The 18,938-nt window shown below is 71.5% G+C and carries 15 protein-coding genes; 4 read left to right on the top strand and 11 right to left on the bottom strand.

What is annotated here, in order from left to right:
- The first annotated feature begins 103 nt into the window (after window positions 1-103).
- A complete protein-coding gene (thpR, locus tag ACFVFH_RS13565; protein WP_383766958.1) occupies window positions 104-685 on the top strand; it encodes an RNA 2',3'-cyclic phosphodiesterase in 582 nt (193 codons plus the stop codon).
- 372 nt (window positions 686-1,057) lie between these two features.
- On the opposite strand, the gene ACFVFH_RS13560 is transcribed toward thpR, so the two are convergent.
- The gene (locus ACFVFH_RS13560; RefSeq protein WP_383766954.1) at window positions 1,058-2,344 is read right to left on the bottom strand and encodes a helix-turn-helix domain-containing protein; all 1,287 of its coding nucleotides are present in this window, start codon (window positions 2,342-2,344) and stop codon (window positions 1,058-1,060) included.
- A gap of 245 nt (window positions 2,345-2,589) precedes the next feature.
- On the opposite strand from ACFVFH_RS13560, the gene ACFVFH_RS13555 reads away from it, so the two are divergent.
- Window positions 2,590-3,975 carry an MFS transporter gene (locus ACFVFH_RS13555; RefSeq protein ID WP_383766952.1) on the top strand — a complete coding sequence of 462 codons (1,386 nt, stop codon included), beginning with the start codon at window positions 2,590-2,592 and terminating at the stop codon, window positions 3,973-3,975.
- Between the two features lie 52 nt (window positions 3,976-4,027).
- Here the strand turns inward: ACFVFH_RS13555 and ACFVFH_RS13550 are convergent, their stop codons facing one another.
- The 4 genes from ACFVFH_RS13550 to ACFVFH_RS13535 all read right to left on the bottom strand — a co-directional run bounded on the left by ACFVFH_RS13550 (window position 4,028) and on the right by ACFVFH_RS13535 (window position 7,719).
- Window positions 4,028-4,507, bottom strand: coding sequence for an NUDIX domain-containing protein (locus ACFVFH_RS13550; RefSeq protein ID WP_383766950.1), 480 nt, complete (start codon window positions 4,505-4,507; stop codon window positions 4,028-4,030).
- Between the two features lie 29 nt (window positions 4,508-4,536).
- Window positions 4,537-6,123 (bottom strand): apolipoprotein N-acyltransferase, encoded by a 1,587-nt coding sequence (gene lnt / locus ACFVFH_RS13545; protein WP_383766948.1) that lies wholly within the window; start codon window positions 6,121-6,123, stop codon window positions 4,537-4,539.
- 187 nt (window positions 6,124-6,310) lie between these two features.
- Window positions 6,311-6,874, bottom strand: a complete 564-nt coding sequence (locus ACFVFH_RS13540) for a hypothetical protein (RefSeq protein ID WP_383766946.1) — start codon at window positions 6,872-6,874, stop codon at window positions 6,311-6,313.
- A 59-nt stretch (window positions 6,875-6,933) separates the two neighbouring features.
- Window positions 6,934-7,719 carry a glutamate racemase gene (locus tag ACFVFH_RS13535; RefSeq protein ID WP_383766943.1) on the bottom strand — a complete coding sequence of 262 codons (786 nt, stop codon included), beginning with the start codon at window positions 7,717-7,719 and terminating at the stop codon, window positions 6,934-6,936.
- A 58-nt stretch (window positions 7,720-7,777) separates the two neighbouring features.
- On the opposite strand from ACFVFH_RS13535, the gene ACFVFH_RS13530 reads away from it, so the two are divergent.
- Entirely contained in the window at window positions 7,778-8,950 is a 1,173-nt protein-coding gene (locus ACFVFH_RS13530) for a glycosyltransferase (protein WP_383766940.1), read from the top strand.
- A gap of 27 nt (window positions 8,951-8,977) precedes the next feature.
- On the opposite strand, the gene ACFVFH_RS13525 is transcribed toward ACFVFH_RS13530, so the two are convergent.
- The 5 genes from ACFVFH_RS13525 to ACFVFH_RS13505 all read right to left on the bottom strand — a co-directional run bounded on the left by ACFVFH_RS13525 (window position 8,978) and on the right by ACFVFH_RS13505 (window position 16,498).
- On the bottom strand, window positions 8,978-10,297 hold the full coding sequence (locus ACFVFH_RS13525; protein ID WP_383766937.1) for a TerD family protein: 1,320 nt from the start codon (window positions 10,295-10,297) through the stop codon (window positions 8,978-8,980).
- Window positions 10,298-10,372: 75 nt separating this feature from the next.
- On the bottom strand, window positions 10,373-10,747 hold the full coding sequence (locus ACFVFH_RS13520) for a nuclear transport factor 2 family protein (protein WP_383766934.1): 375 nt from the start codon (window positions 10,745-10,747) through the stop codon (window positions 10,373-10,375).
- Between the two features lie 100 nt (window positions 10,748-10,847).
- Window positions 10,848-14,255 (bottom strand): carboxylic acid reductase, encoded by a 3,408-nt coding sequence (gene car / locus ACFVFH_RS13515; RefSeq protein ID WP_383766931.1) that lies wholly within the window; start codon window positions 14,253-14,255, stop codon window positions 10,848-10,850.
- Window positions 14,256-14,447: 192 nt separating this feature from the next.
- Window positions 14,448-15,647 carry a cytochrome P450 gene (locus ACFVFH_RS13510; protein ID WP_383766929.1) on the bottom strand — a complete coding sequence of 400 codons (1,200 nt, stop codon included), beginning with the start codon at window positions 15,645-15,647 and terminating at the stop codon, window positions 14,448-14,450.
- Window positions 15,648-15,712: 65 nt separating this feature from the next.
- Complete coding sequence (locus ACFVFH_RS13505; RefSeq protein WP_383766926.1) at window positions 15,713-16,498, bottom strand: SDR family oxidoreductase; 786 nt, start codon at window positions 16,496-16,498, stop codon at window positions 15,713-15,715.
- A 302-nt stretch (window positions 16,499-16,800) separates the two neighbouring features.
- On the opposite strand from ACFVFH_RS13505, the gene ACFVFH_RS13500 reads away from it, so the two are divergent.
- Window positions 16,801-17,889, top strand: coding sequence for an NADH:flavin oxidoreductase (locus tag ACFVFH_RS13500; protein WP_383766923.1), 1,089 nt, complete (start codon window positions 16,801-16,803; stop codon window positions 17,887-17,889).
- A gap of 96 nt (window positions 17,890-17,985) precedes the next feature.
- Here ACFVFH_RS13500 and ACFVFH_RS13495 read toward each other — a convergent pair whose 3' ends face one another.
- Window positions 17,986-18,912, bottom strand: a complete 927-nt coding sequence (locus ACFVFH_RS13495; RefSeq protein ID WP_383766920.1) for a LysR family transcriptional regulator — start codon at window positions 18,910-18,912, stop codon at window positions 17,986-17,988.
- Between the last annotated feature and the right edge of the window lie 26 nt (window positions 18,913-18,938).

Below are 18,938 nucleotides of genomic sequence, written 5' to 3'. Positions count from 1 at the left end.
ACGCGCGGGGGCCGGGGAGCGCCCCCGGCTCCATGGCCGAGGCGCGCTCTCCGGCGTCACCCGGACTTCGCTTCCACCACCCGGATGAGGTACCAAGACCGGTGTGAACGAAGAGACCCGGCCCGCGACCGTCCGCGTGTTCATCGCGCTCGCCCCGCCCGACCCCGCGAAGGAGGAACTGGCCGGGGAGCTGGAGCCCGCCCTCGGCACCTACCCCCGGATGCGGTGGAACCGCATCGAGGACTGGCACATCACGCTGGCGTTCCTCGGGGAGCTGCCGGTCGGCACGGTGCCGCTCCTGCGCCCGGTGCTCGCCGGGCTCGCCGCGGACCACCCCCGGCCGCTGCGTCTGGCGCTGCGCGGCAGCGGCACCTTCGACGACCGGGTGCTGTGGAGCGGAATCGACGGGGACCTCGATGAACTGCACATGCTCGCCGCCGATGTACGGACCGCCGTCAAGGGCTGCGGCATCGCCTTCGAGGACCGCCCGCTGCGCCCCCATCTGACGCTGGCCCGTGCCCGGCGGGGCGATGGGTCCTCGGCCGGGGAGATCGCCGAGGGGTTCGCCGGGTTCACCGGCCGCCGCTGGACCGCCGAGCGCCTGCACCTGGTCGGCAGCAACGCGGGCCGCAGCAGCGGGCCGATCCACTACCGCGACATCGAGTCCTGGCCCCTGCCGGTCTGAGGTTCGACCGGGCCCCGGCCTCCGACGCGCCGACGGGGCGGCCCCGGCCCCGTGGGGTTGCACTTCCCCGCACGGTTCACCCGATGAACTCTCATCCCATGAGCTGTGATCCGTACGGTCGCGCGGTCAGCAGAGCACTGCCTGATGGCCGAACCAGCCCCCGGCCCGCTGAACGGCTCCCAGGCCCTGTCTTCACACTGCGGTCGTCCGGCCGGAGGCCGGGCCGTGCGGCGTCCGGTGCGTGCGATCGCAAGGCGGAGGGTCGCCCCGATACTGGACGCATCGGGGCGATCCCGACAACGCGGCGAGCGTGCGTGCCGGACGCCGCACGACAGACGGCAGTGTGAAGACAGGGCCTGGCACTACAGCCTCCTACGACGCAGGCGCGATCGTCCCGACTCTCAGATACTTCGCGAACTTGATGTGGGTGAGGGACGCATAGGCGTCGCCGCCGGTGCCCGGCGGCTTCGATCCGTACTCGGACGTGAAGTTGAACTGCCCGGCGTTCTTGACGTTGAACGCGCCGTACTCCTGAAGTGCCTTCGCGACCATCCGCTCGTACGGCCTGAGCGAGGTGTCGGCGTCGATGTCGTACGCACGGTCCAGCCAGATGAACTGCCCTTCGCGCCAGCGGCCTTGCTCCGGACCATCGCTTCCCACCGCCGGGAAGACGTACCGGCCGTTGTTGTCCGGGGTGCCGAAGCTCAGGGCGTGATCGATGCGGCCGGCCTTCCAGTCCGCGCGGGTGATCACTCCGGCGAGGCGGGACAGGCCGCTGCCGGTGGCCTGGCCCTTGACGGAGACCGAGGAACCGCGGGTGTCGGACACGGCTCCCCATTCACAGCTCGGCCTGCTGTCCCGCACCTCGGTCCGCCAGCACTCCACCGACTGCCCGTCCGACGTGATCACCACCGTCCATTGGCGCTCTCGTGGCGGTTCCTGCCACGATGCGTCCCAGGGGAAGCCGACGCCTTCGAAGGGGTTGGGCCCCCATTTCTCGACATGCTTGCGCGGGGTGACTTCGTAGGTCGGGGTGCTTGAGGTGGCCCGGTACACCGGAGGACCGGCCGTGCCGCTGTACAGCTCCGCCCGGCCCAGGGCGAGCAGGTCGGCGACCATCCGCGCGGAGTCGGGCGACAGGTGGGGACGCGCATGCCGCTGATTGAAGGCGTCATCATCGGCGAAGAAGCGGGGAGGGTGGTCGGCAGCGTCCGACGGCGGGGGCTCGTGCGCGAGCCGGCTCACAAGAACCGCTGCGACGACCACCAGTGCCAGCCCGACGGCACCAGCGGTGGCAACGACCAGCCACCGCCGTCTCGGCTTCGGTGCCGGGCCGGCCTCGGCCTTCGCCGCTCGCCACCGTCGTTCCCATTCCGTTCGGTCGCCGTCGAAGGCTTCGGCGTAGGCCAGGGCCACTTCGAGGGGCGGCAGCTTTCCACCCTTCGCGGCGTCGGCCAGAGCACTGGACGACTGGCCCGTACGCTCAGCCATCTGACGATACGTCGGATCTCCAGCCGAGTTACGGAGGGCCCGTAACTCGAAGGCGAACCGCTCTGTCGAATCCCCCACCGGATCACCCGATGGGGGCTGTGACGCTGAGGCCACTTGTCCGCCCTCCAAGTCATGGCCCGTGATCGCCCATGTGTGACTCTTCGTCACCTTCTTCGAGTCTAGGCCCTGGCTGGAGCCGGAGCAGGAGTCGTCGGCACTCTGTGCACCGCGCGGCTGACGTGTACGGCCGCTCGGCGGCAGGCGCACGACCACGGGACAACCGAAGTAGTGGTGCCTCCGCGCACACCCGGCCCGAGAACTGTGGTGTCCCACCACATACGCCCCCGATCCGCCCCTTCCTACGGTGTGGCGACACGGAACCGTCCCCTCCCCACCGTCCGGAAGTGGTACCCATGGCCGCCCCAGCAAGCTCTCCGCCAGCGCCCTCGAACCTCAAGCGCATCGTCGCCGCCAGTCTCATCGGCACCACCATCGAGTGGTACGACTTCTTCCTGTACGGGTCGGCCGCCGCGCTGGTCTTCAACAAGCTGTTCTTCCCCGAGTCCGATCCGCTCGTCGGCACGCTGCTGTCCTTCCTCACCTACGCGGTCGGCTTCGCCGCCCGGCCGCTCGGTGCCCTGGTGTTCGGGCACTACGGCGACCGGCTCGGCCGCAAGAAGCTGCTGGTGCTCAGCCTGTTGATGATGGGCGGTGCGACGTTCGCCATCGGGCTGCTGCCGACGCATGCCACGGTCGGGGCCGCCGCCCCCGTGCTGCTCACCGTTCTGCGCCTGGTGCAGGGATTCGCGCTCGGGGGCGAGTGGGGCGGTGCCGTGCTGCTGGTGTCGGAGCACGGGGACGCCGAGCGGCGCGGCTTCTGGGCCTCCTGGCCCCAGACGGGTGCTCCGGCCGGGCAGTTGCTCGCCACCGGGGTGCTGTCCGCGCTCACCGCGCTGCTGTCGGACTCCGCCTTCGGGACGTGGGGCTGGCGCATCCCCTTCCTGCTCTCCGGGGTCCTGGTGCTCATCGGTCTGTGGATCCGGCTCTCCGTCGACGAGTCACCGGTCTTCAAGGCCGCACTGGCCCAGGCCGAGGAGCGCAGGTCGGCCGCCGGGGCGGCGGAGCGGATGCCGCTCGTCGCCGTGCTGCGCCACCACTGGCGTGACGTGCTGATCGCCATGGGGGCCAGGATGGCGGAGAACATCAGCTACTACGTCATCACGGCGTTCGTGCTCGTCTACGCGACCACCGCGGCGGATCTGAGCAAGCAGACGGCACTCAACGCGGTGCTCATCGCCTCGGCCGTGCACTTCGTGGTCATCCCGATGTGGGGCGCGCTGTCCGACCGGGTCGGACGCAAGCCCGTCTATCTGGCCGGGGCGGTCGGCGTCGGGCTGTGGACGTTCCCGTTCTTCGCGCTGATCGACACCCGGAGCTTCGGGAACGTGCTGCTCGCCGTCACCGTGGGGCTCGTCTTCCACGGGGCGATGTACGCACCGCAGGCGGCCTTCTTCTCGGAGATGTTCGCGACCCGGATGCGGTACTCCGGCGCGTCGATCGGCGCGCAGTTCTCGTCGGTCGCGGCCGGTGCCCCGGCGCCGCTCATCGCCACCGCGCTGCTCGCGGACTTCGACAGCTCGACGCCCATCTCGCTGTACGTGATCGCCGCGGCGCTCATCACCCTGCTGGCGGTCTCCTGTGCCCGGGAGACCAGGCACCGGGACCTCACGGACATCGAGGGGACCGACGGCGCCCCGAAGACGCCCGTGGTGCCGTCGGCGGACGCCCGTACCGCCTGAGAACGCCGCGCCGGGCGGGCCGGCTCTTGCGGCCGCCCGGCGCGGGCGCCGTTCACTGCTCGGCGGTCGGCTCGAACCAGGCGGGTCCGTCGGTCAGGGACTGCTTGATCCTGAAGAGCGCGAACCGGTCCAACGGCGGCAGCGCGTCCACCGGAAACCAGCCCACCTCCAGCGACTCGTCGTCGTTGACGCGCGCCTCGCCGCCGGTCGCCCGGCAGCGGAAGGTGACGTCGAGGTACTGGCAGCGGTCACCGTTGGCGTACTCCACGGGCTCCAGGGCCTGGGTGAGCACCACCCGTTCGGCCACGCAGCGCACGGCGGTCTCCTCGTACACCTCGCGCTCCGCCGTCGCCGCCGGCTGCTCACCCGGCTCGCAGATGCCACCGATGACCGACCACTTGCCGGTGTCGGAACGCCTCCCGAGCAGCACTCTGCCCTCGTCGTCGAAGACGACGGCGGTGACTCCCGGCAGCAGGAGCAGCTGTTGACCCGCGGTGGCGCGGATCTCACGGATGAAATCAGGAGTGGCCATGGGGCGAGCCTACGCGGTGAAGTGCCCGGTCACCGGCTGCGACGACGGCGTGCCGAACGGACGGTGACCAGGCCGAGCCCGGCCACGGCGATCAGCGCGAGCACTCCCTCGGGGAGCGTGCCCATCCGGGTCGCGGGCGTCAGCGAGGACCGCAGCGGCACCTTGTCGACGAGCGCGTCCGGGGTGAACAGCTTCGTCTTCCGGACGATCGTCCCGTCCGGGCGGATGACCGCGCTGACACCGCTGGTGACGGGGACGACCACGGACCTGCTGTGCTCGACCGCCCGCACCCTGGACATGGCCAGCTGCTGGTAGGTCATCTCGCTGCGGCCGAAGGTGGCGTTGTTGCTCGGTACGGCGATCATCTGGCCGCCGTGCATGACGGTGTCCCGCACGGCGTCGTCGAAGGCGGCCTCGTAGCAGGTCACCAGGCCCACCTGCGTCCCCGCCAGATCGAAGACGCCCACCTTCCTGCCGGGGCCGAATTCACGCTGCACCCGGTCCACGTCCGAGCTGAAGACCCGGGCGACGGAACGCATCGGCATGTACTCGCCGAACGGCTGGATGTGCCGCTTGTCGTAGGTGTCGACCGGGCCCTTCTTCGGGTCCCACTGGATGAGGGTGTTGCGCAGGTTCCCGGTGTCGGGCTCGATCACCGCGCCGATCACGGTGGGCACGCCGATCGCCTTCACCGCGTCGTCGATCACGATCCGGGCGTCGGCGTTGCGGTACGGGTCGAGGTCGGAGGAGTTCTCGGGCCACAGGACGAAGTCGGGCTGCGGCACCTTGCCCTCCTTCACCTCCCGGGCGAGCTGCTCCGTGCGGCGCACGTGGTTGTCGAGGACGGCACGGCGCTGGGAGTTGAAGTCGAGTCCGAGCCGCGGCACATTGCCCTGGATCGCGGCGACGGTCGCGGTGCCGTCCTCGGCCGAGTCGTCGACGAGGGGCAGCGCGGCGAACGCGCCGGCCACGGGTACGAGGACCGTCGCGGCAGCGGCCGCGACGGCCGCCCGAGGCAGCGTGCCCGTACGACGGTGGGCGCGGAACCGGCGTACCGCCTCGCAGAGACCGAAGCCGCACAGCACCACCGCGAAGGAGAGCAGCGGCGTGCCGCCCACGGCCGCGAGGGGCAGGAACACGCTGTCCGCCTGCCCGAACGCGATCTTCCCCCAGGGGAAGCCGCCGAACGGCACCCTGGCCCGGACCGCCTCGTCGAGCGCCCAGACCGCGGCGGCCCACACCGGCCAGCAGGCGAGGCGGCTGACGGCGGCGATCCCGAGGCAGCCGACCGCGATGAAGAGCGCCTCGGCGGCGGCGAGCGCCAGCCACGGCACCGGACCGACCTCCTCGCCGGTCCAGTGCAGCAGCGGCAGCATGAAGCCGAGCCCGGCGAGGAGGCCGAGCCCGAACCCGGCACGCAGCCGTTGTCGGTGCAGCACCCAGCCGAGCAGGGCGAAGCCGGGCAGGACCAGCCACCACAGGGGGCGGGGCGGGAAGCTCAGGTACAGCAGTACGCCCGCGGCCAAGGCGGCGGCGGGCCGTACCGGACGCCGCTTCCAGGACACGGGGGGCGGGGCCGGCTGCGCGGCTTCTACTGGGGTGATGGTGGCGCTCACCCGGCGGAGTCTACGGTGGTCGGCTGTGGGGCCGGCAGCTCCGTCCGCGCGGTGGAACCCTTCGTACCGGATCGTCCCTCGGTCGTACCGGACCGTCCCTCGGCTTTCCCGTACGGACCGGGTGGCCGAGGCGACCGGCCGGTCGTGCGCCGTGACGTGGCCGCGGGGGTCCTTCGCGGGGACCGGGTCAGGTTCCGGCCGCCGCGCCGGTCGCGGGCAGGTGGAGGCGTTCGCGGATGAACCGGACGCCCGCCTCCGCGTCGTCGACCGTGATGGTGAACGTCCGGCCGTCGCCGAGCCGGAGCACCAGGCCCTCGCCCCTGCGGACCACCACGGCCGTGCCCTGCTCGGGGCGCCAGCGGTAGCCCCAGCCGCCCCACTGGCGCGGGGTGACCTCGGGGGCGAACTCCGCGCCCACCACATGGGTGAGGAGGATCCGGCGGCGCGGCAGGCCCATGTGGCCGCAGCGCACCTCCAGGGCGTCCCCGTCGACCCTCACGGCCACGTTCACGAAGGCGAGGGTGCCGAACAGCATCAGCAGTCCGGCGGCGACGCAGCCGATCACGGACATCAGCAGCGGCACGATCCCGGAGGTCCAGTTGGAGCTGACGGCCAGCTGTACGCCCAGCGCCAGGCAGGCCGCGCCCGCGGCCGCGAGTACCCACTGGGCCCGGTTGGTGGCCCGGCCGGTCCAGACGGCCGGGTGGGACCCGGCGACGTCGTGCCGGGGCTTTCGGGGGTGGTCCCTCATGCCAAGCAGCGTACTGAAGATTCCGCATGCCGGGGATGGGCCGAAGGGCCCGCGCCGGGTCAGCGGACCGTGCTGACGGCCCCCAGCAGCTGCCCCTCGGCGTAGGCGAGAGCGGCCTGCGGCAGCTCCGCTGGGCGGCCGCTGAGGAGCACGGCAAGACCGGCGGACGGTTCCGCCGACGGAGCGGGTTCGGCCCCGATCCGGCGCAGTGCCTGGGCGGCGACGGCGCCCGCCGACCCGTACAGCGCGACGGGCGGCAGACCGGGCTGCCGCACCGCGGCACGGATGCGTTCGGCGACCAGCTCGTAGTGGGTGCAGCCGAGGACGACGGCCCGGACGTCGCGCGGGGTGCGGGCGGCGGCGGCCGCGACGGCCAGGTCGATCGCGCTCTCGTCGGCGTGCTGCACGGCGTCCGCGAGCCCGGGGCACGGGACCTCGGTGACCTCGACGGAGCGGGCGAATTCCTCGATGAGGCCGCGCTGGTACGCGCTGCCCGTGGTGGCGGGCGTGGCCCAGATCGCGACCGGGCCGCCCGCGGCGACGGACGGCTTGATGGCGGGGACGGTGCCGATGACCGGCAGCGCGGGTTCGAGTGCGGCGCGGAGCGCCGGCAGGGCGTGCACGGAGGCCGTGTTGCAGGCGACGATCAGTGCGTCCGGCCGGTGGGCGGCGGCCGCGCGGGCCACGTCGAGCGCGTGGGCGGTCACGTACTCGGGCGTACGCGGTCCCCAGGGCATGCCGTCGGGGTCGGAGGAGAGCACCAGATCGGCGTCCGGCCTCAGCCGGCGTACCGCGGCGGCTGCCGCGAGCAGGCCGATTCCTGAGTCCATGAGCGCGATCTTCACCCGGTCACCATAGTCGACCGCCCTTGCGGTTCCGGCGGGGTGGGGCAGACTGCGGCGAATGAGCGCCGTTGCCTGGATCGCCGTGGGTTCGCTGGCCGCATGGGTGTGGCTGCTGCTGGGACAGGGGTTCTTCTGGCGGACCGACCAGCGGTTACCCCGCCGCGAGGCCCCCGACCGCTGGCCCTCCGTCGCGATCGTGGTGCCCGCGCGTGACGAGGCCGACATGCTGCCGGTGAGCCTGCCGTCGCTGCTGGCCCAGGACTATCCGGGGCGGGCCGAGGTCTTCCTCGTCGACGACTGCAGCAAGGACGGGACCGGGGACGTCGCCCGCGCGCTCTCCGTGCGGTACGGCGGGCTGCCCGTGACGGTGGTGTCACCGGGCGAGCCCGAGCCGGGCTGGACGGGCAAGCTCTGGGCCGTGCGGCACGGGATCGCGCTGGCACGGGCCCGGGAGCCGGAGTACCTGCTGCTGACGGACGCCGACATCGCGCACGAGCCGGACAGTCTGCGGGAACTGGTCGCGGCCGCCGAGTCGGGCGGCTTCGACCTGGTCTCGCAGATGGCCCGGCTGCGGGTGTCGAGTCTCTGGGAGCGGCTGGTCGTTCCGGCTTTCGTGTACTTCTTCTCGCAGCTCTATCCGTTCAGGTGGGTGAACGGGGCCGGCGGGCGGACGGCCGCGGCGGCCGGTGGCTGTGTGCTGCTGCGGACCGGGGCGGCCGAGCGGGCGCGGGTGCCGGAGTCGATCCGGCAGGCGGTGATCGACGACGTGTCGCTGGCGCGGGCGGTGCGGGACAGCGGCGGGCGGATCTGGCTGGGGCTCGCCGAGCGGGTGGACAGCGTACGGCCGTATCCCCGGCTGGCGGATCTGTGGCGGATGGTGTCGCGGAGCGCGTACGCCCAGTTGCGGCACAGTCCGTCGCTGCTGCTGGGGACGGTGCTGGGGCTCGCGCTGGTCTATCTCGCGCCGCCGGCCGCGCTCGCCGCCGGACTGCTGACCGGCGACCCGGTGGCGGTGTGGGCGGGGGTTGCGGCGTGGGCGGTGATGGCCGGGACGTATCTGCCGATGCTGCGCCACTACCGGCAGTCGCCCTGGCTGGCGCCGCTGCTGCCGGGCACCGCCGCGCTCTATCTGCTGATGACGGTCGATTCGGCGGTGCAGCACTACCGGGGCCGCGGCGCGGCCTGGAAGGGGCGCACCTACGCCCGTCCCGAGGCCGCGCCGGACCGGTGAGCGGCCCCGGCGACGGGCCGCCGGGGGTCATTTACGGCCGGGCGTCCAGTTCATGCCCCATCCGTAGGCGTGGTCGATGGTGCGCTGCGGGCTCACCCCGCGCGCGGGGACGAGATAGCGGGCCTCGCGCTGCACGGTCAGGTCGCCCCCGTTGTTGGTGAGGAGCGCCAGTGCGCAGACGGTGGAGGGGACGGTGCACTCGTCGAGCGAGAAGTCGATCGGCGCGCCGTGCTGTGGCTGGAGGGTCACCGTCGCGTGGAGATCGGCGAAGCTCCGGGCACCTTCGTAGATCGTGACGAAGATCAGGACCCGGCGGATCCTGTCCTTCTGGTCGAGGTTGACGGTGAGGTTCTCGCCGGTGGCGACGGCGCCGGTGCGGTCGTCCCCGTCGAGGTGGATGTACGGGGGGTGCTGGAGGGCGCCGAACGCGTTGCCCAGCGCCTGCACGACTCCCTTGCGGCCGTCGGTCAGTTCGTAGAGCGCGCAGAGGTCGAGGTCGAGGTCCGCGTGGTTGGCGACCGCTCTGCCGAGTTTGCTTCCCCAGCCCGTGAACTGCTTGCGCACCTCCCAGTTGAGGTTGACGCGGAGCGCTCCGGAGGTGCCGCCCTGTTTGGCGAGGGAGACCGTCGGCGCCTCCTTGGTGAGCGTCACCTTGGACAGGCGGACGGGCGGGGCGGCGGGCGCCGGGGGTGCCGTCGGCGGGGCAGGGGGCAGGGGCGGGACGGGCGGCAGCCGGTCGGCCTGCGGTGCGCCCTGCGGCTGCTGAGGCGCTCGGGGCTGGTGATACGGCTGAGCCTGCTGGGGCTGCTGGGGTTCGTCGACGGAGATGCCGAAGTCGGTCGCGAGACCTTCGAGGCCGGTGTCGTAGCCCTGGCCGACGGCGCGGAACTTCCAGGCGCCCTGGCGCCGGTAGAGCTCCCCGAGGATGAAGGCGGTCTCGACCGTCGCGTCCGCGCTGTCGAAGCGGGCGATCTCGCTGCCGTTCGCCGCGTCCGTGATCCGTACGTACAGCCCGGTCACCCGGCCGAACGTGCCGCCGTCCGCGGAGGCCGCGAGGACCACACGGTCGATGGCGGGCTCGACGCGCGCGAGATCCACCGCGAGGGTGTCCGTCGTACCGCCTGCGGCGGCCCGCTTGCCCTCGTGGCGCACCGCGCCGGATGCGTGGGAGGGCTGGTTGTAGAAGACGAAGTCGGCGTCGCCGCGTACCTTTCCCGACACGAGGAGGAGGGCCGAGCCGTCGACATCCGGTGTCCCCGGGGAGGAGCGCCACCCCAATTCGACCCGCACGGACTGAGCCGCCACCGGAACATTGGCGCCCTTTAGCATGGTCATGCTCGCCCCCATCGCGAGTCCGGCTGCCGAAAACCTTTCTCCGACAACCTAATCCCCCGGACCGCCACGGGCGTCATGGAGGGCGGATCAAAGTGCCTCGGCCGTCGGGACCGGGTAGACGCACTCCTCGATCCGGTCGATGAGGCCGCCGTCCCCGAACCGGAAGCAGACCGCCGCGTGGACCTCGCCGGCCGTCCCGTCGGCCGCGGTCAGGTGAAGCACCTGCTGCTGGAGCACCTCGTCCCCGTTCCGGAACTGGCGCACCACGTCGTACCGCAGCGTCTCCACCTCGGCGGCGAAGGCCTCGAACCGGCGCAGTGTCGCGTCGATCGTCCGCTCCCCCGCGCCGTCGTTCTGCCAGACGGTGGCTCCGGCGGTGCACATCGCCCGGCACCCGGCGAAGTCGTACGCCTCCAGACGGCGCAGAAACGAATTCGCCTTCTCGCCGATGTTTTGTTCCATGTCGAGTGCCCTCTTCGCTGTCTCTCGTCGAATGTGTGGCCGGGGAGTGGCCGTTCACCTGTGTCGGCGGACGTGCGGCACGGCCCTGCCGGGGCAGTGCTCAGATCAGGCCGAGCAGGCGCAGGTCGGTTACGTACTTGGTGATGAGGGAGGCCGACAGCCGGGGGATGTCCTTGGCGGGGCCGATCTTCGCGGCGTGGACGGCGGCGTGGAACCGGTCCGCGGGTATCTCCGAACCGGGGACGCCCTCCTCGGGCTGCGCGAAGGCGTGCAGCAGGGGCAGCAGCGAGTGCCGGCGCTGCTTCTCCGGCAGGGCGCGGAGCGCGGCCGTGATGCGGGCGAGCCATTCGCCGTGGTCGTCGATCCGCCGGATCGGGTGGCCTGCCTCGATGAGCCAGTCGACGAAGGTGTCCAGCGAGATGCCGTCGTCGTGCGGGTTCAGCACGTGGAAGGTCCGGTAGCCTTCGGTGGCCCGCGCGCCCAGCGCGGTGACGGCCTCCGCGGTGAAGTCGGCGGGCAGGCCGTCGTAGTGCGCGCGGTCCCCGGTCCGGTAGAACGAGGCCGGCGCGAGTCCGGTGGCGAGCAGGCTCAGCAGCAGGCGGGTGAACAGGTCGGGGACGTTCAGCTGTCCCCGGTACCTGCTGTGCGCGAGGACCATGTCCGACCGGAAGGCGGCGACCGGCAGGCCGCACAGGTCGTGTGCCTCCCGGAGCAGGACCTCTCCGGCCCATTTGCTGGTCGCGTACCCGTTGGCGTAGCTCTCGTCGATCCGCCGTACCGGGACGACGGTGCGGATGTCGTCGTCCTCCCCGGGAGCCGGTGCCCCGGCCGCGGCCGGGGCCGCCACGGCGACGGTGGACACGTAGGTGACGGGCTTGATCCGCGCGGTGAGCGCCAGCCGGATCAGCTCCGCGGTGCCGACGACATTCGGTCCGAACAGCTGCCGGTAGGGCAGTACGTGGTTGACCAGGGCGGCCGGGTGGACGATCAGGTCCACGGTGTCGGCCAGGTCGTTCCAGGTGTCCTCGTCCAGGCCCAGACGCGGTTCGCCGATGTCGCCCGCGCGTACGTCCAGGGTCCCTTCGGACAGCTCCCGGAACCGCCGGAGCAGTTCGGCGTCACCGCTGTCGAAGGCCGCCCGGAGCCGCTGCGCCGCCGCGGCCGTGTCGCTCGCGCGGACGACGCAGACCAGCCTGCCACCGAGGGGCGCCAGCCGCTCCAGCCACTCCAGGCACAGGAACCGGCCCAGGTAGCCGTTGGCTCCGGTCAGCAGGACGGTGCGCACGGCACCGCGCGGGCGGGGCAGCGTCGGCGCGGCGTCGAGCGTCGCCGCGCCGATGAACCTGTCCAGCGTGAGGTCACCGGCGCGGGCCTCGGCGCTGCTCTCGCCGTGCACGGAGGCGAAGGTGGGCCGCTGCGCCCCGGACGCGCGTTGCTCCTCGACGTACCTCGCCAGCCGGGTCAGGTCATTGGCCGGGCTGATGACCACGCCGACCGGCACCTCGACGCGGAAGATCTCCTTCAGGAGCTGGGAGAAGGACAGCGCGGACAGCGAGTCGCCGCCCAGGTCCGTGAAGTGCGCCCCGGCGTCGGGAGCGGTGCCCGGACGGCCCAGCAGCGCCTGGGCGGCCCGGGTGACGGTCTCCAGCACCGGCCGGTCCGCGGCGGCCCGGCCCAGCGCGCGCACCTCCCTGACCTGGTCCTCAGCGATCTCGTCGTACAGCCGGTCGAGAGCTTCCCCGTAGCGCTCCTTGAGCCTGGGGCGCAGCAGTTTGTGGCTCTCGGTGAGCAGGCCGTTCTCCGGGCTGAAGGGTTCGGTCTCGATCAGGAAGTCGCGCGGGATCTCGTACGAGTTGAGCTCGGCCTCCCTGGCCGTCTGCTGGAGCGCCTCGCCGAGCAGCGCCTTGAGCGAGTCCGGCTCCCCGCCGCCGTCGGCCGGTGTGCGGGCCGCGGGCACCACCACCGCGAGCAGGTAGGCGCGTTCGCTGTTGCCGTGCACATAGATCTGCCGGATCAGGGGGCTGCCCGCGAAGACGGTCTCCAGGCGGGAGACGGCCACGAATTCGCCCTGGGACAGCTTCAGGGTGTCCTTGGTGCGGTCGACGTAGACCAGCCGGTCGGGTCCGATCTCGGCCATGACGTCGCCGGTCCGGTAGTAGCCGTCCTCGTCGAAGATCCCGGCTGTGACCTCGGGCCGCTTGTAGTAGCCGGGAATCATGCTCTCCGTCCGGAGCAGCAGTTCCCCGCGCGGATGCGGCAAGTCGGTGCGGAAGTAGCCCAGTTCCGGTACGTCGGCCAGCTTGTAGTCGATCACCGGCGGGCGCTGCACCACGGTGTCGAGCAGCACCCCGCCTGCCTCCGTGGATCCGTAACCGGTGTACAGGTGGAGATCCAGACAGGACTCGACGAACGCCGCCAGCTCCGCGGACAGCGGGGCGGTCCCGCAGAACGCCTTGGCGACGCGGCCGCCCAGGAAGTTCTCGCGCAGATCCGTCCTGACCGCCGTCTCGACGTCACCGGGTTCGCCCGCCCGGCGGGCCAGTTCACTCCGGTACTGCTGGAAGAGCATGTCGCACAGGCGCGGGACCATGGTCAGCTCGGTGGGGCGGACCAGCGCGATGTCCTCGAACAGGGTGGAGAGATCGCTCCTGGCGGTGAAGTAGCCGATGCCGCCCCGGACGAGCGAACCCATCAGCGCGTAGCGGCCCGCGAGGTGGCTCTGCGGCATGTAGAGGACGCTGATCGGGGGGCCGTCCGCCGCCCCGTAACTGAAGCCGTACCAGGCGGTGCCGACCAGCCGCTGGGTGTACATGGCCCCCTTGGGGGTCCCGGTGCTGCCGGACGTGTAGATGAGCAGGGCCAGCGGATCGTCCCCCGCTTCGGCGACGAAGAGCGGGGCGGGCGGCAGTCCGGCTCCGCGTTCGGTCAGCGCGGCCAGGGATTCGACGGCCACCGTGCGGCCGGCTCCGGCCAGGCGGCGACGGGCGGACTCGAAGGCGGCCCGCTGGTCGGCGATGTCGGGACGGTAGTCGAACACGATCAGGTGCTGGATCGAGTCGGCCCCGGTCACGGCTTCGACGGCGGTGTCCAGCCGCTCGACGCTGGTGGCGAGGGCGCGCGGCTCCGTCTCCGCGACGATCGGGGCCAGTTGGGAGAGCGGGGCGCTGGACTGCAGGGGCACGGACACGACACCGGAGTGGATGCACGCGAGGTCGAGGGTGGCGTAGTCGGTGCTGGCGAAGCCGATGAGGCAGATCCGGTCGCCCGCGCTCAACGGATGCCGCGGATCGTGGTGCCACGCGCCGGCGACCGCGCGGACCCGTGCCCACAGTTCGCGGTAGCTGATGGTGTCGAACTTCGGGAGCAGCCGCGTCGTCGAGGCTTCCCCGACGCGTTCCCCGAGGGCCGGCCGGTCCCCGTACCCTTCCAGTACGGCCGCCATGACCTCGGCGAGTCCCTTGCCGGGATCACGCACTGCCGCGGCGACCGCCTCCAGCGGTTCGGTCATGATCAGGCCCTCCTTGACGTCCCGGTGATGCCGACGCGTCCTGGTCGTGGATGTCGCCGGGCACTCGATTGCGTGCGTCGGCCGGCCCCGGGACGCGTACGTCGCTCCTCGCGGCGGGCGGTGTGCGGCGCGCACGGGGTGCCGCCCGGCCGTGGTGGTCGTGGAGCAGGCGCCCGTGGGCCCGTGCGGTCCTCACCAGCTGACCGGCAGCTCCTCCACCCCGCGGATCAGGCGGTCGGTGCGCCAGGCGATTTGGTCGACCGGCACGGCGAGGCGCAGTCCCGGCAGGCGGCGCAGCAGCGTTTCGAGCACGACCCGCAGCTCCATCCTGGCCAGTTGCGCGCCGAGGCAGTGGTGCACCCCGTGGCCGAAGGTGACGTGGGGGACGCTCCCCCGGTGGAAGTCGATCTCCTCGGGGTGGTCGAAGACCGCCGGATCCCGGTTGGCGATCCCCAGCTCCGCGACCACCGCGTCGCCCGCCCGGATGGTCTGCCCGCTCAGTTCCACGTCCTCCAGCGCGATGCGGGTGAAGCCGGCGGAGGCGCTGATCGGGATGATCCGGGAGAGTTCCTCGACCGCGTCGGGCACCAGAGCGGGGTCGGCGAGGAGCTTCTGCCAGAGGTCGGGGCGGGTCAGCAGTGTGTAGACGAAGTTGCCGAGCTGGTTGGCGGTGGCCTCCTGGCCCGCGGACAGCAGGCTGACGCCGAGGCTGACCAGTTCCTCGTCCTGGAGCCGGTCCTCCTCGTCGTCCACGTGCGCCAGCTCGCCGAGCAAGTCGCCGGTGGGGGTGACGCGGCGCAGTGCGATCAGTCCGGCGAGGTAGTCGTTGAGGTGTCCCCGGGCCCGCGTGGACTGCGCCGGATCGGACAGCATCAGCAGACCGTCCACCCAGACGTTGAACCGGTCGCGGTCGGCGACGGGGACGCCGAGCAGTTCGCAGATGACCGTGATCGGCAGCGGCCAGGTCAGCGTCCGGGTCAGGTCGGCGGGGCCGCCCGCGGCGATCATGGTGTCGAGCAGGCCGTTCACGATCTGCTGGACGCGCGGGCGGAGCGCCTCGACCCGGCGCACGGTGAACGCGTTGGCCACCCGGCGCCGCAGTCGGCTGTGCTCCGGCGGGTCCATGCTCAGCATGGAGGTGCTGGGCAGGCCGGTGGCGACCGTGCGCGGGACGTCCTCGCCCACGGCGGCGGCACGGCTGAAGCGGGGGTCGGCCAGTACCGCCTTGACGTCCGCGTGCCGGGTGACCAGCCAGGCGTCGCCACCGCCGTAGGGCAGAGTCACGCGCAGCACCGGCTGTTCGCCGCAGATCTCGGCCAGTTTCGGGTCCACTTCGAGTCGGTCGACCGGACCGAACGGGTAGGCCCGCACCCCTTCTCCTGTGGCGGTCATCGTGTCGGTCCTTTCAGTCCTGGCAGACGGAAACCCGCGGATACGGGCACGCCGATGAAGGAGGTTCAGGTCAGGGCCGCGCTGCGCCCGCCGTCGATGACGAGCGTGCTGCCGGTGATCCAGGCGGCGCGTTCCGAGACCAGGAATCCGACCGCTTCCGCGATCTCGTCCGACTGTCCGATGCGCCCGAGCGGGATTTCGTCGGCCCAGTCCGCGGAATCGACACCGAGGTAATCGACGATCTTTTCACGTGCCTCGTCCGCCCCCGGCGTCATGACGTTCCCGAGGGAGACCGCGACGACGCGTATTCCTTGTGGCGCCAATTCTGCGGAGAGTCCTTTGCTGTAGGTCTCCAGTGCGGACTTGGCGGCTGCGTAGTGCAGGATCATCGGATAGGAGGCGATGGTGGCAATGGACGATACGTGCACGACGACCCCGCCCCCGCTCTCGCGCATGGACGGTACGAGTGCGGCATTGGTGCGGACCGCGGCGAGGAAGTTGATGTCCATCGTGTACTGCCAGTCGTTCTCAAGGTCCAGCGCACTCTGAAAGGCCCGGCAGCCGCCCGCGTTGTTGACGACGATGTCCACTCCGCCGAGATTCTCCAGCGCCGCTTCGGCGAACTCGCGCACGCCTCCGGGCGTGCTGAGGTCGGCTCGGATGAACTTGGCCGCGGACGGGGTCTGCTCGGTCGGATTGCGGGCGGAGGTCACGACGGTGGCGCCGGCGTCGAGTAATCTCTGCACGATCGCGGCGCCGATACCGCGGCTGCCGCCGGTCACCACGGCCCGCTTTCCTTCCAGCTCATGGGCGAACTTGTCGGTCTCTTCGGCAAGGCGATCTCGGCTCACTCCGGGTTCCGCCCCCTTTCCTTACTCAACAGATCCGGACGCGCAATGAAACGGGAATTCGGATGAGCTTCTCCGTTGCCTTCCGGAAGGAAAGAGTCACTCCGGACGACCATGGTGACGCGGAATCACGAGGACCACTATCAACGGCCTCCCCGATACGGTCAAACAGATTATTCCGATGCATTGGATCGCCTCATGCGATACAAGCCGGAAAGATCTCCGCGATCTGGACAGCGCTATCGACGACGTCGATAATCATGCGCCGATCCATGTCCACAGCGCCGACCCATACGGAGGAACAAATGGCCAGCCTGGACGAGCCGTTCACCGTGGGCGACCTCACGGTCCCCAACCGGATCGTGATGGCCCCGATGACCAGGATGCAGTCCCCCGGCGGCGTGCCCGGCCCGGACGTGGCGGAGTACTACGCCCGCCGGGCGGCCCACCAGGTCGGGCTGATCATCACGGAGGGCACCTACATCGGCCGGGCCGCCGCCGTCGCGTACGAGAACGTGCCCCACTTCCACGGCGAGCGGCCCCTCGCGGGCTGGGCCCATGTGGTGCGGCGGGTGCACGAGGCCGGTGGCAGGATCATTCCCCAGCTGTGGCACACCGGGGTGGTGCGCCCGGGTACGGAGCCGCCCGCGGAGGGCCCTTCCGGGCTCGGGCTGGACGGCGCCCCGGCCGGTCGTGCCATGACCCAGCGGGACATCGACGACACGGTCGCCGCCTTCGCGGAGGCCGCCGCCACCGCGGAGCGGCTCGGGTTCGACGGTGTGGAACTGCACGGGGCGCACGGCTATCTGATCGACGACTTCCTGTGGAGCCGCACCAACCGGCGTACCGACCGCTACGGCGGGGACCCGGCCTCCCGCGCCCGCTTCGGCGCCGAGATCGTGCAGGCGGTCCGCGCGGCCGTCGGCCCGGGGTTCCCGGTCCTCTTCCGGCTCTCCCAGTGGAAGGTCAACCACTACGGGGCCCGCATCGCGGAGACCCCGGACGAGCTGGCGGGGCTGCTGGCGCCGCTGGCCGAGGCCGGTGTCGACGCCTTCCACGCCTCCACCCGCCGGTACTGGCTGCCCGAGTTCGAGGGCAGCCAGCTCAATCTGGCGGGCTGGGTGCGCAGGCTGAGCGGCAGGCCCACGGTGACGGTCGGCTCCGTGGGCCTGGACCAGCAGTACGGTGTGGGCGACTTCGCCCAGGGCTTCACCGAGCGGGCCGGCCTGACCGGCATCGAGGAGCTGGTGGACCGTCTGAAGCGTGACGAGTTCGACCTGGTCGCCGTGGGCAGGACGCTGCTGGCCAACCCGGACTGGGCGGCGAAGGCGCTCCGCGGCGAGCTGGACCGCACCGTCCCCTACGACCCGGACGTGCTCAGGACCCTGGCCTGACGGCCGCGCGCCCGCTCCCCGGGTACGAGGGAACGCCCCGGGGACGTGGGCCTGCGGCTCCCGAGCCACCGCTCCACGTCCGCGGGACGTTCCGTATCACGCGACCGAGTGCACGTCGCCGCTGACCGAGACCGCGGATCCCAGCACGTCCAGGAAGGCCCTGCCGCGGCTGCTGAGGTGCAGATCGGGCATCGTGGCCACGCCGAGGGACGCGGGGGGAACCTCTCCGGCGATCTCCACCGACCGGACTCTTCCACCGTCCAACGTCCGTCCATGGGCGGCGCGTTGATACATCAAAGCGAATCCGGAGCCCGCGGCCACCAGCCCCCGCATGGTCTCCAGGCTGGACGTCGTGATCACCTGCGGCATCCGGACGCCCGCGGTGGCGAACACCGTCTCGACATGGCGGAGCCCCGCCGGGACGTCCAGGGTGACGAGCGGCCGGGCGGCCAGTTCGTCCAGACCGACCGCGCCGGTCATGCCCATCGGGTCGTCCTCCGCCAGCAGGGCGTGGACGGGCAGCTCGGCCAGGGGGTGGAACCCGGCGCCGTCCGCCAGGAAGCCGTACGTCACCGCCAGTTCGCACCGGCCGTCCCGCAACAGTTCCAGCAGCCGGTCCGATCCCTCATGAACGGTCAACTGCAATGCCGGGTACCGCTCTTCGGCCAGCCGGTGGACCAGAGGCAGCAGGAAGGGAGCGATCGAGAAGAAGAATCCGACGTCCAGCCGGCCGGCGGTGCGGCCCGCCAGGGCGTCGCCCCGGGCCTTGAGGTTTCTGGCCTGCCCCAGCAGCGCGCGGGCCTCCCGGAGCAGGTGGCGGCCGCTCGGGGTCAGGGTGACGCCGCGGGCGTGATGGCGCAGGAGCAGCTGCACACCGAGTTGGCGTTCCAGCCTCATCACGGCGGAGGAGACCGTGGACTGCGAGGCGCACAGTCTCTCCGCCGCCTCCGAGATGTTGCCCAGTTCGGCGGATACGACGAAGTACCGCAACTGCGTGAGACTGAAGTCCACCCGGTCGTTCATCGCGCACACCCGGGCAGCTCCTGATG

Source organism: Streptomyces sp. NPDC057697, from assembly GCF_042799335.1.
GTDB lineage: Bacteria > Actinomycetota > Actinomycetes > Streptomycetales > Streptomycetaceae > Streptomyces.
The sequence above is the reverse complement of the archived record's forward strand: the minus strand, read 5'-3'. Positions and strand labels throughout refer to the sequence as shown.